Genomic DNA, 16340 nt, shown 5'->3' with positions numbered 1-16340 from the left:
AATGAATTCAACTGATTAGTTTATGATAATGTTATCGCTCGGATAACGGTATTTCGTATTCTTTTTCTGTTTCACAATGCCCAGTATCAGTGTAATAAATCCCACACGGCCGATAAACATAAGCAATGATACCAGCAACTTACTTTCGTCACACAGCAAAGGAGTCGCATTCAGGCTGGAACCAACCGTACTTAAAGCCGACACACATTCAAAGGTCAGGGTCATGATGGACATCTTAGGCTCCAGTATACTTAAAATAAATATAAATACAAACAAGATTCCCAATGAAACAACCACAGCCGCATTGGAACGACGAATAGAATCGTATGACAACTCACGACCGAAAACTTCTACTCTCTCTGTTCCTCTCAAAACCGCAATTAAGTTGAGTGAGGCCACGGCAAACGCATTTACTTTCACACCACCGGCCGTAGACTGTGCCGCACCACCAATCCACATCAGAAGAATATAAAGCATAATGGTCTGTATACTGAGTGAAGTCAAATCGACACTGCTGAATCCGGCCGTTCGGGGACAAGTGGCATTAAAGAAAGCCTGTGTCCACTTATCAGCAATTGACATACCGGCAAACGAATGATTCCACTCAAAGATTGCAATGGCCACCGTGCCGAAAACAAGCAATAAGACAGTCATTATCAGGACAATCTTGGTATTCAGGTTAAATAAATGGTGCACCCGGTGATTGTCCCATTGACGGGTACGAATCAAACGCCAGAAACGACGGGCATGGTAAACAATAATATCTTTGAAATTAACAAGAATCGGGAAACCGATTCCTCCGAAAATGATCAGGAACGACACAGTTATATAAAGCCAATTATGATTAGTCATTACCATCGGATTACCCAAATTGCCCGGCAATGTAGAAAATCCCGCATTACAGAAAGCTGAAATAGAGTGGAAGGCAGAAAAAGCCAGTTCATCTTGTACATCCATCCCCAGTGTACCGTGTATGCTGAACCAAATGGACAGCATACCGACTCCTTCAATCACCAAAGTGAAACCCAATATATATAACAAGGTGGAAAGTAATGACCCCAACGAATTGGAACTTACCATATCACGTACCACTAACTGATTGTACAGAGAAGTATTTCCCATGAAGAACATAGCAAAGAAACTGGTCAGAGTCATGACTCCCAAACCGCCGATCTGAATCAGCAATATGATCACTGTCAGTCCCGCCGGAGTAAAGGTGGCAGACACATCAACAGGTACCAGCCCTGTTACACATACGGCACTGGTAGAAGTAAACAGCGCATCGACCCACGATAATGTAACACCGTCTACCGTACAACGAGGCAACATTAATAATCCCGCTCCGATTAAAATAATCACCAAAAAGCTGGCAGCCAAGATCAGAGAAGGATTCGTCCGCCTTCCTAAAAGGCGTACCAATCCGTTCGATAAATTCAAAAGAGAAAAAAGCAACAGCAGGATAATGTGATAAAAGTAGCCGTGTAAGAACTCCCACAAATGCAAGATAGCCCCTCCTTCTTCGGGACGGTGAAAAATGACAGGTATCAGAGTCAGATATAACAACCAACTCAGTATCCAGGCAAGTTTCCGGAAATTCTTTTTCGTATCCCTGTATTCAAGTAATATATGCAGGGTGACGTCAATCAAGAATATAATCCAGACCGTCTTATAGAGAAGATGTATTTTCGTAACTTCATGTGCAGAAAGCGTAAAGCCATGTTCATAGATCACTCCCACTATCAGCATAATGGAGGCCAGATAGGTAATGATTGCCATTAATCGTAACAAAAGTCGTACGTAAGGCTGCAATAATTTATTCTGATATAAAAAGAATTTATGATATATCTTCATCGGATTGCATATTAATTGAGTCGCACAAACTTAACTAAAATAACAAACATATCCGATTCTTTGTTGCTGAAATCATATAATTCTTAAAAATTATACTTACTTTTGGCATCAGAATAATCAAATAACTACAATATTATGAGCGACAAGAAAAAAAAGTACATGCTGCCTGAAGAAGAAATTCCACACTATTGGTACAACATACAAGCCGACATGGTGAACAAACCAATGCCTCCGTTGCATCCGGGAACCAAACAGCCATTAAAGGCAGAAGACCTGTATCCGATCTTCGCAGAAGAACTTTGCCGTCAGGAACTGAACCAGACTGACCAATGGATCGAAATACCGGAAGAAGTTCGTGAAATGTATAAATATTACCGTAGTACTCCATTGGTTCGTGCCTATGGTTTGGAAAAAGCATTGGGCACACCGGCACATATCTATTTCAAGAATGAAAGTGTCAGTCCGATGGGTTCACACAAATTAAATTCTGCCATCCCTCAAGCTTATTATTGCAAAAAAGAAGGCGTACAAAACGTAACAACCGAAACCGGAGCGGGACAATGGGGAGCCTCTTTGGCCTATGCCGCTAAACTCTTCGGTCTGGAAGCAGCCGTCTATCAGGTAAAGATCAGCTATGAACAGAAACCTTACCGCCGCAGTATCATGCAAACTTACGGTGCCCAGGTGACCCCATCCCCTTCAATGTCAACCCGTGCAGGAAAAGATATTCTGACTGCACACCCCAATCATCAGGGATCATTAGGGACTGCCATCTCCGAAGCAATCGAACTGGCACAAACTACTCCTAACTGCAAATATACATTAGGTTCCGTTTTGAGCCATGTCACTCTTCACCAGACAGTGATCGGTCTGGAAGCCGAAAAGCAGATGGCAATGGCCGGCGAATATCCTGATATGGTGATTGCCTGCTTTGGTGGCGGTTCCAACTTCGGTGGTATCGCATTCCCTTTCATGCGTCACAACATACTTGAAGGTAAAAAGACACGTTTCATCGCTGCCGAACCGGCATCTTGCCCGAAGCTTACCCGAGGCAAGTTTCAGTACGACTTCGGTGATGAAGCCGGATATACTCCACTGTTGCCTATGTTTACATTAGGACATAACTTTGCCCCAGCCAATATCCATGCAGGCGGACTTCGTTATCACGGTGCCGGAGTAATAGTTTCGCAACTCCTGAAAGACAAACTGATGGAAGCAGTAGATATCAGTCAGTTGGAGTCATTCGAAGCAGGATGCCTGTTCGCACAAGTTGAGGGCATTATCCCTGCTCCGGAATCATGTCACGCCATTGCAGCAGCCATCCGTGAAGCAAACAAATGCAAAGAAAACGGAGAAGAGAAAGTGATTTTGTTCAACCTGTCCGGTCACGGACTGATCGATATGGCTTCGTATGACAAATACCTGTCCGGTGATCTGGTAAACTATTCGCTTACAGATGATGATATCCAGAAGAATCTGGATGAAATAGGAAACTTAGCTTAATCATTAAGCCCATCTGAGCTTTTGCCCCATAACAATATATGTAATGAGTGATTACATATATTGTTATGGGGCAAAACATATATTGTTATGGAAATGTTATCTTTGCATATAAATCAAAGAAAAGAATTATGAAATATATCGGAGCACATGTCAGTGCATCGGGAGGCGTAGAGTTCGCTCCTGTTAATGCACATGAGATCGGGGCCAATGCGTTCGCCCTCTTCACAAAAAATCAACGCCAGTGGGTCAGTAAACCACTAACCGAAGATAGTATCCGTCTCTTCAAAGAAAATTGTGAGAAGTTCGGATTCGACCCCGAATACATTCTCCCGCACGATAGTTACCTGATAAACCTGGGACATCCTGAGGAAGAAGGATTAACTAAAAGTAGGACTGCGTTCCTTGACGAAATGCAACGCTGCGAACAACTGGGATTAAAATTACTGAACTTCCATCCGGGAAGCCACCTCAACAAGATATCGGTAGAGGAATGTCTGGACCGAATTGCAGAAAGTATCAATCTGGCTTTGGAAAAGACAAAAGGAGTAACCGCTGTTATTGAAAACACGGCAGGACAGGGAAGTAATCTGGGAAATGAATTCTGGCAGTTGAAATACATCATCGACCGCGTGGAAGATAAAAGCCGTGTAGGAGTGTGCCTGGACACCTGTCACACCTTTACAGCCGGTTATGACTTTCTGAATGATTATGATGACGTATTCGGAGAATTCGGTGAAGTGGTCGGATTTGAATATCTGCGGGGAATGCATCTCAACGATTCAAAAAAAGAATTGGGAAGTCGTGTAGACCGTCACGACAGCATCGGTAAGGGATTAATCGGTTTCGCTTTCTTTGAGAAACTAATGAAAGATCCCCGTTTCGACAATATGCCGTTGATTCTGGAAACCATCGATGAAACATTGTGGCCCGAAGAAATAGCTTGGCTGAGAGAACAAGCTCAATAAATATTGGCCATACTTACCAAAGGTTCGTATAATTTTTCAATATCTTGTGCATCCATCTCAATCTGCACCTGATCCCCCGGAACAAGTTTCTGCTTTGCCGGGGGTATATCTTTCCTGTCTCGGTGTATGTTGATAATTTCACAACGTTCCGGCAACAGTAATTCGCTTACCATCTTCCCATCAAAATACGAACCGCTCATCACTTCCACAGAAAGAGTATAGCGCTTCTCCTCCTGAAAATCAGGAGAATTAATCATATCATCATAAAGTGTCACATTAAACGGCTGGATCTGCAACATCTCCGTAAAATAGTAGGTCAGTCCACCCACGACGATAGAAGGATAGAAAACTTCCAAGTGCCCGGTGATTTCCGTAATCAAGACAATGGCTGTCAGAGGAGTCCGGATCACAGCTACTAAAAAGGCAGACATACATATCAACATAATATAACTGATATTTTCGTATCCGATGATCCCCTGACGTACCAGAATCAAAGCGACTATCTGCCCGATCAACCCTCCGGTAACCAAAGTGGGAATGAAACTTCCTCCTGGCAATCCAGATGAAAATGAAAATACGCTAAAAACAAAGTGCAGAATCATCATCCCCACAATCCACATAATATGAGTATCGGCATGCATCGCCTGTCCCAACAAGAATTGCTCACCTCCACCGGTTAAATTCACCTCAGTAAGCGATATTAAATAAGCTATAAACAAGAGATAAAGCATCTTAATATATGCCGGATGCTTGATGGCTGGATAAAGTCGCTTAAACCAAACTGTAATAACCGAATAAATCTTACCGGATACGGAAATCACTGCAGCCAATAATAAGAACAGTTTTACTTGTGAAAAAAAAGTCAGTCCGGGAGAAATGGCATCAATCTGAAAATAAGGATTGATGGGAAAAATCATACTTGCCACACCACCGGCCACCACTCCCGCAAGCAAAGTAGTTATAGCAGTCTTAGGTGCATCAAAACGCTCGATAGACTCAATGACCAGTAATGAAGAAGCCAAGGGAGCGGCAAAAGCAGCAGCCAATCCGGCACCGGCACCGGCTGCCAGTAGTTGTTTTCGTTCACCGGCAAGCACCCTTCCCCATTTAGACACCAGACAACCGATATAAGAACCGATCTGAACGGAAGGTCCTTCACGTCCCAAAGACAAACCGGCACTCAACGCCAACACTCCTCCCACAAATTTAGATACCAACTCTATAAAAGGATGCTTGTAAGAGATACGTCCGTTAATCACTCCACGGGTTTGAGGAATCCCCCCACCGGTGATCAACGGCATCTTTTTCACCAACCACATCACAAATAAGAGGATACCCCATAAAGACAAAAAGATAGGAATATGCCAATACCAATGTGGCTGTGAATCAAAAAAACTTCTACGAGTATTAAAAAATAATTGTAACAGATAGTGATAGGGTACAGCAACAAGTCCTGTCAACAATCCCACGAATATACTGACAAAATAAAGACGAGCATCTATCAGCTTCAGCTTCCATACCCGCCATTTCCTCATATCCTTTAAATCATCTGATTTCCCAAACATATCTCTGTCCGTTATACCGTTGCAGAGTACAACAATCCGGAGATTGCTTGGTTTCACCGGAATAGTTAAAATTAGTTCAAACAAATAAAGGCCGCCACAAGCACTCGTCTTGCAGCGGCCTTCTATATGTAGACCTATTGTTTAGAACTTACTTACTTGACTTCCTCAAAATCAACATTATCTCTGTATGAGCAACTTGCGTACACGTGTTGCAATTATATCGCAAATCCGAAAATAAGCATCCATAAGCAACCACAGCTCTTGACTGCAAAAGTATATAATTTTTCGATAAAAATCGTGATATAAACGCATAATAATCAAAAGTATGAGGCGTTTTTAACAGAATCTCCGGTTTTATCCTTACCTTTGTATATGATATTGGGGTAATGTGCCCAAACAACAATAAGGAAACGATGCAGATACATAACAATACATTGATAGCGGAATGCTCAGCTTACGATTTCAAGGAAATGTTGGAACGTAAGAAAGTGAAGTCATGGCTCAAATCCGTGTCGGCTTTTGCCAATACAGAAGGTGGCAGTCTGTTCTATGGAGTGAACGATGATGGAGTGATTGTAGGTTTGGAGAATCCGCAAGCCGATGCCGATTTTATCAGCGAAACGATAAAGGCAAGACTTGACCCTGTACCGGAAATACAACTCATCCCGATAGAACATGAAGGGCACTCTTTGCTTGAAGTGAAAGTAAAGGCCGGAACGCTTACACCTTATTACTACTATCAGGACGGAACACGTACTGCTTTTGTGCGGGTTGGCAATGAAAGTGTGGAGTGTAATTCACAGCAACTTCTTTCGTTGGTATTGAAAGGTACGCACATGACATGGGATTCACTACCTACCCAAGTGGATGCCAGCAAACACTCGTTTATTATTCTCGCCAATACTTTCCGTGAACAAACCCATCAGGAATGGAATGACAAGTATCTAGAATCATTCGGTCTGGTTACTCCTGATGGTAAACTGACCAATGCCGGATTATTGTTCGTGGATAATTGCACCGTATTCCAATCGCGTATCTTTTGCACCCGTTGGACTGGACTCTATAAGGATGACGCCATCAGCTCCGTAGAGCATCGGGATAACCTCGTATTACTTCTGAAATACGGCATGGACTTCATCAAGAACTATACCATGAGCGGCTGGGTAAAGATGCCAAACTATCGTCTAAACCTACCGGACTATTCCGACCGTGCCATCTTTGAAGGGTTGGTAAACCATCTTATCCATAGAGATTATACGGTAATGGGCGGTGAAGTGCATATTGACATTTACGATGACCGCGTAGAACTGGTATCACCCGGTGCGATGCTTGACGGTACACAAATTCAAGACCGTGACATATACAAAGTGCCGTCCATGCGCCGCAATCCCGTCATTGCGGATGTGTTCACACAGCTGGACTATATGGAGAAACGAGGTTCCGGCTTACGCAAAATGCGAGAATTGACGGAAAAACTACCCAACTTCCTGCAAGGAAAAGAACCGCAATATCAAACGGAAGCGACTTCTTTCTACACCACTTTCTATAATCTGAATTGGAGCGAAAACGGAAGAATATCTGTTGAGGAAGTAGCCAACAGGGTAAATAGTACCCTCGAAAAGTACCCTGTAAACGAAGAATATTCGGTCGAAAAGTTCGGTGTAAATGCAGAAAAGTTCGGTGTAAACGAAAAAGGTTCGGTGAAAAAGTTCGGTGTAAATGCAAATAGGTTCGGAGATACATCGAAAACACCGAAGAAGGTCAGTAAAACTGCACAAAAGATAATCGACCTCGTTATTTCTGACCCATCAATCACAGCCGATAATATGGCTAATAAAATTGGTGTAACTAAACGTGCCATAGAGAAAAACATCAAAAGCCTTAGGGATATGGAGATTTTGGCTCATGAAGGTTCTGATAAAGCTGGCTATTGGCGCATTATTGTTAACCCTCAAACTGAGTAATAAACCTATGGTAACATCTTTCATACCATTCAGTGCTATAATTGCCGTTTTGATTATCGCCTTTTTGTTTGCCTCCTTACCGCAGGTAAACCATAAAATACGATACAGAGTACTTTATGCAATAGCCATCATCATGCTATTTGCTGTTATTCCTATCAGTGAGTATCTAACCGGGGACACTAAAAATTCAAACAGCAATTATCTGCTTGTTCTGATATTCGATGTTGCGGTAGGTTATTTCTGTATGTACATTGCCGCATTGCTGAAATTCAATGTCCTTAAACGAAAGAATCAAGCATTGGAAAATGCTTTGACCGAAAAGCAACAAGAAAATGTAGCAATTCTATTGGAACATCAGAATGAAAAGCAACAAGCACTTCTGCAAAGAGAACTTGAATGGTTAGCAGATAAAATCAAGATGTTCACTGAGGAAGAACAGAAAGCGATTCTTGCCAGTGCTTGCACATTTGCAGAACACGGTTTGATAATCACTCCCTCAATAACCATTCAGCTCAAAGACACATGTAGCCAGCAAGATCTTATGTACTTTGTTTGTTCTGCTTTTTTCAATATGGGTAAGAAGCGTAGTGATATTGTAAGTTTCTTATCTCAGGTCTTTCCGCTTTATTTCCCTGCAGGAGAAAGTGTATTGGCTAAAAAGATGCCGGGATTGGAAAAGGTAAAAGAGAGGAGAGAGAAAGAAAAATAAAATCATTAGTTCCACATTGAAACCGTACCACTAGCGTTTGGCAACTAATCTGATTTCCCCATTCAAAGCATCCTTTAGGATAGCCTTGATAAACTCTTGAGCGTCAATAGATATATTCATAGTTTTGTTATTTTGTTCATATTCATATTTTATTGCTCTAATTTTCACTAAGCCACAATGGGTATCTATATAGGAATTCTCTAAATAAAAGACATGGTCTTCATCTGGACGTAACTGATTTTCTAAATTATCCAATGTGTCTATAATTTCTCCTTTCGCATTACAGATGCTTCTGTCTTTAACTTGCAAAGGAATATAAATGGAATGAAGCCATTTTTCTTTTGGAGGAAAGTTTAGACAATCTAATCGTTCCCTATATGCTTGAAGATCTAAACCATTTTCTTTTGCCCATATATCATCCACCTCAAAAAGACAATGTCTGACTGATACATTTATACAGGTTCTTACTTCTGCAACAATAGCTTCTCCTTGATTGGGTGTTCTCAATTCTTTTAAACATATACCATAATGGCTGCCCATTTTTTTAGCTCCCTCTTGGTAACCAATCTTTGTAACCATAATTCCAGATACATTATCCAAATCCGACAGCACACCATAAAAATCACGAACTTTACTAATTGGAATAGGCTTGTTATAATTTTTGCATTCAACAGCAACCTTATGTAATACTCCTGCTATTTCATACTCCCAATATACATCTATTTGATGTTTCTGTCCTGATTTACCAAGAATCTTTATATTATGTTTGACTTTTGTACTTTTTACGACATCAGCGTTCACTAATTCTTGATAAATTTCTTGGGTAAATTTCTCATATTCTATGTTAGCATTCATATTTCGCATCAAATTAACTTCAATAATTAACCATATTACATATGTAAAGATACGAATTTTCTTTTTATAGACGCACTTTACGAGTAAATATCTTTTAGCAGATCCTTTGGATAACACGAAATAAGTTGTATAAATTGTAGATAATTCTAATACACTTTTTAAGTCAAGAAACAAACATAGTCAACTACAGGCAACCATATAATTGAAACATACAACAATATAAAGTCGTTTTTCATCATCATATCATCATATAAACACAATTATAAGATGATAATACAAAAAGAATGATTACCTTTGCATTCAAAAACATATCATAGAACGTATGAGTAAAGACATAAATCGTTTGAAGGTGGTTTTAGCTGAAAAGAAACGCACCAATAAATGGTTAGCAGAACAGTTAGGGAAAGATCCTGGTACTGTTTCAAAATGGTGCACTAACACCATGCAGCCTAATTTAGAAACATTAGTTGAAATCGCAAAAGTCCTTGGAGTGGATACTAGGGATTTATTGTGGTCAATTAAAAACGACAAATAGAAAATGAAGAAGAAATTTAGAAAAATAGATTAATGCCTAATATAGTCCAAAATACAAAAAACAATATTGACTGGAACGGTCTTTCTTGGGTAGAGCGAGAGTTCTCGTACCCTAAAAGGACGCTTCGCCTTGCCACATCTTTCAGTGGTATAGGCGCAATAGAGTATGCCCTTAAAAGACTTGGCGTTAGAACAAAAATCGTCTTTGCAGGTGATATTGACAAGAATTGCAAAACTGCATATTTTGCAAACTATGACATAGAAGAGAATCAATGGCATACAGATATTCACCAATTAGATGCTACGCCATATAAAGGGAAAGTTGATTTATTCGTTGGCGGTGCACCATGTCAGGCTTTTTCAATTGTCGGTGAACAGCGAGGATTTGAAGATACACGAGGCACATTGTTCCGTGAATTTGCTCGTGTGGTTAAGGAATGTCAACCTAAAGTTTTTATCTTTGAGAATGTGCAGGGATTATTCAAACACGATCATGGTCGCACATGGGAGGTAATATACAATACATTCAAGGATTATTGCGGATATGATGTGCATTATCAACTTTTAAACGCAAGGGATTATGGCATTCCTCAGACAAGGGAACGTTTATACTGCATAGGATTTAAGAAAAAGACTAACTTTAAGTATCCTGCGCCTATACCTCTCAAATATAGAATGTATGACTTTTTGGAAGATTATACAAATAGCATATATTTTGACTCCACTAATAAGGAGAAGGTCTTATCACCAAACGAGGAGCATCGGCAAGCAATAATTCATGGAGTGGCAACGGAAAGGTTTAACGATTTCATCTTCCCTGTGAGAGAGGTTGATGATAAATATTATCTTTCAGAAAAAGTTGCAAAGTATGTGTTATGTACTGGAACAAAAACATTTAAAACACCGATTAAAACTGACTTAGATATAGCTAGACCACTCTTACAATCCATGCATAAAATGCATCGTGCTGGTGTTGACAACTATGTAACATATAATAAGGGAAAAGGTATTAATGGTTTAAGAAGACTCACTCCAAGAGAATGTCTACGCCTTATGGGATTCAAGGATGATTTCAAAATAGCAGTAAGTAATACATCTGCATACATGGAAGCAGGAAATAGTATCGTTGTCGATGTGCTTATTGCATTATTGAAGCAATTGGATATAACTAAATATGGAATAGAAAATGAAGAATAAATATTCTGACATACAAAACACAAGTGCTAATATTGATTCTCATTCAGATTGGCGACTTCATGAGTTCTCCCATCCTGAGAGAACAATAAGACTTGCCACGTCTTTTAGCGGTATTGGCGCCATAGAACATTCCATGCATCGCTTAGGTCTAAAATATCGTATACAATTCGCAGGAGATATAGATGCAAATTGTAAAAAAGCTTATTTTGCGAATTATCCTATAACAGAAGCACAATGGCATACAGATGTACATAATTTCAATGCAAAACCATATAAAGGCAAGGTAGATTTGTTCGTCGGTGGAGCGCCGTGCCAAGCCTTTTCTTTACGTGGTAAACATGGAGGTTTTGAAGATACTCGAGGTACATTGTTCCGAGAATTTGCTCGTATCGTGATAGAATGCCAACCCCAAATTTTCATCTTTGAAAATGTAAAAGGTATGCTTAGCCATGACAAAGGTAAAACATGGAAGGTTATAAAAGAGACTTTTGAAAACGACTGTGACTATAATGTGTACTATCAAGTTTTAAACGGTAAAGATTACGGCGTTCCACAAAGTCGTGATCGTATATATTGTATAGGATTTAAGAAGGAAACAGAATTCAAATATCCAGCACCTATCTCTTTGGAAAAAACAATGTATGACTTCCTACAGAAACAATTCGAGAAAAAGTATTTCCTTAGACAGAAGGGAGTAAACTTTATAACAAGAAGTATAAATTATCAAAAGAGTTATACTCAAATTAACGGTGATATTCTTTTATGTCAAAAAAGAAATCAGCAGTTTAATTGGCATGGCGATTTTGTATTTCATCCAAAGACAATAGTTGACCCCAACACCCCTCAAACTGATGAGTATCTTTTTGCATTAAAAGATTATGAGGAAAGTTATTTCAAAGATAATTATCCCGAGAAATATGCAATAAAGTCATGTGGAGAAAATATGGAAATTATGGAAGAAGTCGTTTCCAGCATGATAGATACTCAGTATGGCAGGTTTCGTAAGCTAACACCACGTGAATGCCTCCGTTTGATGGGATTTGATGACTCATTCAAAATTGTTTGCTCTGATACAGAGACTTATAAGCAAGCGGGTAATAGTATTATAGTTGATATTTTAATGGCATTAATGAAACAAATTGATATAACAAAATACGGACATAATGGCTGATATAATATGTAGGTGGCGAAATGCCACACCAAAAACAGTTTGCGAGTTCGTGCAACAGTTACCTCACGAACAAATGAGTGCAGAAGATTTCAGACTTCGCATGGGGAATGACTTCTTTCACACTGCTTATCAATTGGCGTGTCAATTAGGATTGTATCTTGAACATCAAGATAAATACATTCCACGTTTCACACATACTATAACAGAAGATGAAGCCAAGGAATATTTAGAACATTGGATACAATACTATTATGCTCCAAATCCATTTACAAAGAGCCTGAAAGGATTAGTTGAACCTGTGTTTGTTGTTAAAGAACTTGTAAAATATTTAGAGCAGCATAATTCTTCTGCAAATTTAAAAGAGGCGTTAACTGATATTTTCCATGACCCTATGGGAAACTTGGACATTATGACAAATGCACTTAACAATTATTCCAAAGTTATATCTGTTAAAGATGGCTGCGCTAAATTAGAAACAAATTATAAAGATTATATGAAACAGATACCCAATAGAAATGACAAGGAGGCTTTCTTTAAGAACTTCGATATAAAAAATAAGAAACAAGAGATTATTGATAACTGTATAACAAGTAAATGTCGTCCCCACATTACCGCCATCAAAACCAAGCCATTCCTTTTGCTTGCCGGCATTTCCGGTACAGGTAAAAGCCGCATTGTTCGTGAACTTGCCCGTGCATGTTGGGATGAAAACTCCGCCGAGTATAATGCTCATAAGCCTAAGAATTTTGAAATGATTCAGGTTAAGCCGAATTGGCATGATTCTACTGAACTAATGGGTTATGTAAGTCGTGTCAGCGGAAAACCAGTGTATGTAATTGGCAATTTCTTGAGATTTATTACACGGGCTTGGGAAAATCCTGATACACCTTATTTTTTATGTTTGGATGAAATGAACCTTGCTCCAGTAGAACAGTATTTTGCGGAATACCTAAGCGTGATAGAATCCCGTAAAATCCATGAAGACGGAACTGTGACAACAGACCCAATATTCAAGAAAGTTGATGAAGAATGGTATTTCAATTTAACCGCCTCATTAACCACAGCTGAAGACATTAGAGTAAGATTCAACGAAGAAGGTATTTGTATACCTCAAAATCTTATAGTTGTCGGCACTGTCAATATGGATGAAACAACCTTCTCATTCTCACGTAAGGTACTTGACCGTGCCATGACCATAGAAATGAATGAAGTGGATTTGTATGCCGGATTGGATAGTAAATATGAACGCATTGGTAAACTGAATAGCGATATGCTTATCGGTACAGCCGTTGAAGGTGTGGATGTATATGCAGATAACGAGGATGTTTGCAATAAGGTATTGGCTTATTTGCAAGCAGTGAATGACGTTCTTAATGGCACTCCGTTCAAAGTTGCCTACCGCACGCGAAACGAATTCCTGCTTTATGTGGTAAACAACTTGCCTTACAATATGGATGAAAAAGGAAACGAGTTCAGTGAGGATGAGGTCATAGCAACCGCATTGGACGAGATAACAAGCATGAAAATCTTGTCGCGAATAGAAGGTGATGATACAAAAGTCAAGCATTCACTTCTTGAAAGACTGATTACCACGATCGAAGCGCAGTTGTTGGCATTGACCGGAGAAGATAAGAAAATAGAATCCGTTTCCATAGCCAAATTGAAAGAGATGCAAGAACGGTTGTCATCCGGCTATACAAGTTTCTGGAGTTAAAAGCTATTAGACAACCAGTAAGAGAAAATGGAACTGCTTACCATAAAGCATCAGGATTTTGAAATGATTGTCGAATGTGCAAAATTCGATGGCATTTGGCAAAAAGCCAAGAGTAATATTGGAGAAGAATGCTTACACTCCACTTATTCTTGGTCAGAAGGTGTATCATCCGTTATCCTGAGCAACTATGCCGGAAAAGAAATTACGATTGAAAACAGCCAACAAGCTCCTGCCATATTTTTCGACAACACCGATTATCCTATTTGGGTGGAATTCAAGAACTATGTGAAAAAGGCTAAGTTTGGCTCCACTCTCCAGAGTGAAAATGAAAAATTCACTTTCCGCAGACAGATATTGGCAGGTTTCTTGAATTATGGCAATGAGGTTGGACGCAGCGAAATACAACTCATGTATCAAGTGGGAGCAGAAACCCGCAGTTTTGTCTTCTCTTTTGAAGTGTTGAGTACAAAGCTCAACTATCACGAGCATTGGAAAGCCATTATAGAGGATATTGAACAAGAGTACAGAATGCTTTCGCTCGACTATATGCGAAGAACCTTTCATGGCTTTTCGCCCGATGCAAACGGTGAGACTCCGGAAATAATCTGGTGGAGCGTATTTGCCAATGAGCAAAAGAAATTCATAAAGGCCTGCAAAAACATCATTGACCGTCCAAGACATCGGTTACACGGAAAAGAGACTTACAAACGTGCCGATAAGCTGACATTTGTCCCCTCTTGCATAGAAAACGAATTGGCAGAACACAGACAGGACAGCTCTCACTTATATCGTGTAGAAGAACGCGTCCGAACAAATGACACGCAGGAAAATAGGTTCTTGAAATTCGCTCTTGGACAGATTACGGATAAATACACAGTCTTGAAGAAGCGCATAGAAGCGGTAAAGAATGCTTCGGATGTGATGAAGGATGACATGCAAGCCACATTGGCAACGCTAAAACATTTGCAACGAAACCCCTTTTTCCGTACCGTAGGAAATTATAAGGGAATGAATCAGGAAAGTCTGGTTTTGCAGAAAGCTACCGGATATAGTCAGGTATATCGCACGTGGAGCCTGCTCCGCCGCTCTTATTCTTTGAATGATGGCATATACCGTTTACAGACCAAAGACATAGCGACACTCTACGAAATATGGTGTTTCATAGAAGTAAGCCATATAGTGAAAGAAAAACTGCATTTGTCTGATGAAGATATAGACCATAAGAACCGTATGGAAATGAATGGCCTGTTCACGTGGGATTTGGGCAAAGGAGAACATTCCCGTATCCTTTTCAAGAAAGACAATGTGGAACTGGCAGAATTAGTCTATAATCCCAAGAACACAGACAAGGGGAATTGCGATATTGGAATGAAAGACCTTGTAGTGCGTACCGTACCACAAAAGCCGGACATAGTCCTGCAACTGACTAAAAACGATTTGCAAGAAGGAATGAAAATGACTTATCTGTTTGATGCGAAATATCGTATTGACGGGAAAGACAAAAACGGTGTGGACGTTCCACCGGAAGATGCTATCAACCAAATGCACAGATACCGTGATGCCATCTATTATAAAGATTATCAATCGAATACTTTGAAAAAAGAAGTGATAGGCGGCTATATTCTGTTCCCGGGTGATGGCGAGCCAGCCGATGTTGCTGTATCGAAATTCCGTAAGACTATAGACGACGTGAACATCGGTGCATTCCCACTTCGTCCTAAAGACCAACATAATCGTCAGCTATTGGAACAGTTCGTTGAACAACTTATCACTACAAAATCACATGAGACAATCTCTAAAGTGATATCGCAAAAGGGAACATTCGTAGAAGTAGGAAACCGTGTACTCATCGGGCTGGTAACTAATAGTAGCCGTAAAGGCTATTTGCAAAGTTTCAAAGACGGTAATGCCACTTTATACTACACTGGCAGTCATTTCCCTACTACTATTGCTCTGCAAAATCTACATTACTTCATGCCTTACTTCAAGGGAGAAGGCATTCGTGATGTCTATGAAATTGTGCGAGTTAGGACTATCACGTCAAAGGAAGCAAAACAAACCGATGGAGAAGAAAGTGTCGATGACCTTCGCCTAGCCTTCGAACTGCGCTACTTCCGTAAACAATATGCCAACATTCAACCCATCAATACAAGCAAGATGATAAACTATACGTTTATTGATACTACTTTTGAGGAGTTGGACCAAATAGTTATGATGGATAAAGGTATTGTGCAGGGGAATAAGCATGAGCGCATGAGAGAGAAAGAATAATAGAGCATTATGCACATAAGTGAAAAAAGAGCTGTATAGGA

General features: G+C 39.9%; 12 protein-coding genes. 9 read left to right on the top strand and 3 right to left on the bottom strand.

The features are described from left to right. Positions 1-15: 15 nt before the first annotated feature. Positions 16-1851, bottom strand: coding sequence for a TrkH family potassium uptake protein (locus FDF36_RS09005; RefSeq protein ID WP_220391105.1), 1836 nt, complete (start codon positions 1849-1851; stop codon positions 16-18). Positions 1852-1986: 135 nt separating this feature from the next. On the opposite strand from FDF36_RS09005, the gene FDF36_RS09000 reads away from it, so the two are divergent. Then, entirely contained in the window at positions 1987-3354 is a 1368-nt protein-coding gene (locus tag FDF36_RS09000; RefSeq protein ID WP_220391104.1) for a TrpB-like pyridoxal phosphate-dependent enzyme, read from the top strand. A 128-nt stretch (positions 3355-3482) separates the two neighbouring features. Further along, the gene (gene nfo, locus FDF36_RS08995) at positions 3483-4319 is read left to right on the top strand and encodes a deoxyribonuclease IV (protein ID WP_220391103.1); all 837 of its coding nucleotides are present in this window, start codon (positions 3483-3485) and stop codon (positions 4317-4319) included. Here nfo and FDF36_RS08990 read toward each other — a convergent pair. Continuing rightward, entirely contained in the window at positions 4313-5884 is a 1572-nt protein-coding gene (locus FDF36_RS08990; RefSeq protein WP_220391102.1) for a ClC family H(+)/Cl(-) exchange transporter, read from the bottom strand. The genes nfo and FDF36_RS08990 overlap by 7 nt on opposite strands. A gap of 413 nt (positions 5885-6297) precedes the next feature. Here FDF36_RS08990 and FDF36_RS08985 point away from each other — a divergent pair, with 413 nt between their 5' ends. Together FDF36_RS08985 and FDF36_RS08980 are read left to right on the top strand one after the other, a co-directional pair. Next, entirely contained in the window at positions 6298-7848 is a 1551-nt protein-coding gene (locus FDF36_RS08985; RefSeq protein ID WP_220391101.1) for an RNA-binding domain-containing protein, read from the top strand. A 7-nt stretch (positions 7849-7855) separates the two neighbouring features. Continuing rightward, entirely contained in the window at positions 7856-8557 is a 702-nt protein-coding gene (locus FDF36_RS08980) for a hypothetical protein (RefSeq protein ID WP_220391100.1), read from the top strand. Positions 8558-8587: 30 nt separating this feature from the next. Here FDF36_RS08980 and FDF36_RS08975 read toward each other — a convergent pair whose 3' ends face one another. After that, positions 8588-9412 carry a restriction endonuclease gene (locus tag FDF36_RS08975; protein ID WP_005816359.1) on the bottom strand — a complete coding sequence of 275 codons (825 nt, stop codon included), beginning with the start codon at positions 9410-9412 and terminating at the stop codon, positions 8588-8590. Between the two features lie 322 nt (positions 9413-9734). Between FDF36_RS08975 and FDF36_RS08970 the strand changes: the two genes are divergently transcribed. Genes FDF36_RS08970 through FDF36_RS08950 form a run of 5 tightly spaced genes read left to right on the top strand, consistent with a single transcriptional unit; the run spans position 9735 to position 16299 of the window. After that, on the top strand, positions 9735-9947 hold the full coding sequence (locus FDF36_RS08970; protein ID WP_220391099.1) for a helix-turn-helix transcriptional regulator: 213 nt from the start codon (positions 9735-9737) through the stop codon (positions 9945-9947). A gap of 32 nt (positions 9948-9979) precedes the next feature. After that, a complete protein-coding gene (locus FDF36_RS08965) occupies positions 9980-11143 on the top strand; it encodes a DNA cytosine methyltransferase (protein WP_220391098.1) in 1164 nt (387 codons plus the stop codon). Continuing rightward, a complete protein-coding gene (locus tag FDF36_RS08960) occupies positions 11133-12314 on the top strand; it encodes a DNA cytosine methyltransferase (RefSeq protein ID WP_220391097.1) in 1182 nt (393 codons plus the stop codon). Before FDF36_RS08965 ends, FDF36_RS08960 begins: the two co-directional genes overlap by 11 nt. Beyond that, positions 12307-14028, top strand: a complete 1722-nt coding sequence (locus FDF36_RS08955) for an McrB family protein (protein ID WP_259281401.1) — start codon at positions 12307-12309, stop codon at positions 14026-14028. Before FDF36_RS08960 ends, FDF36_RS08955 begins: the two co-directional genes overlap by 8 nt. A gap of 27 nt (positions 14029-14055) precedes the next feature. After that, positions 14056-16299, top strand: a complete 2244-nt coding sequence (locus FDF36_RS08950; protein ID WP_220391096.1) for a DUF2357 domain-containing protein — start codon at positions 14056-14058, stop codon at positions 16297-16299. Positions 16300-16340 lie beyond the last annotated feature (41 nt).

The sequence above is a fragment of the Bacteroides fragilis genome, from assembly GCF_019583405.1.
Taxonomy (GTDB): domain Bacteria; phylum Bacteroidota; class Bacteroidia; order Bacteroidales; family Bacteroidaceae; genus Bacteroides; species Bacteroides fragilis_B.
The sequence above is the reverse complement of the archived record's forward strand: the minus strand, read 5'-3'. Positions and strand labels throughout refer to the sequence as shown.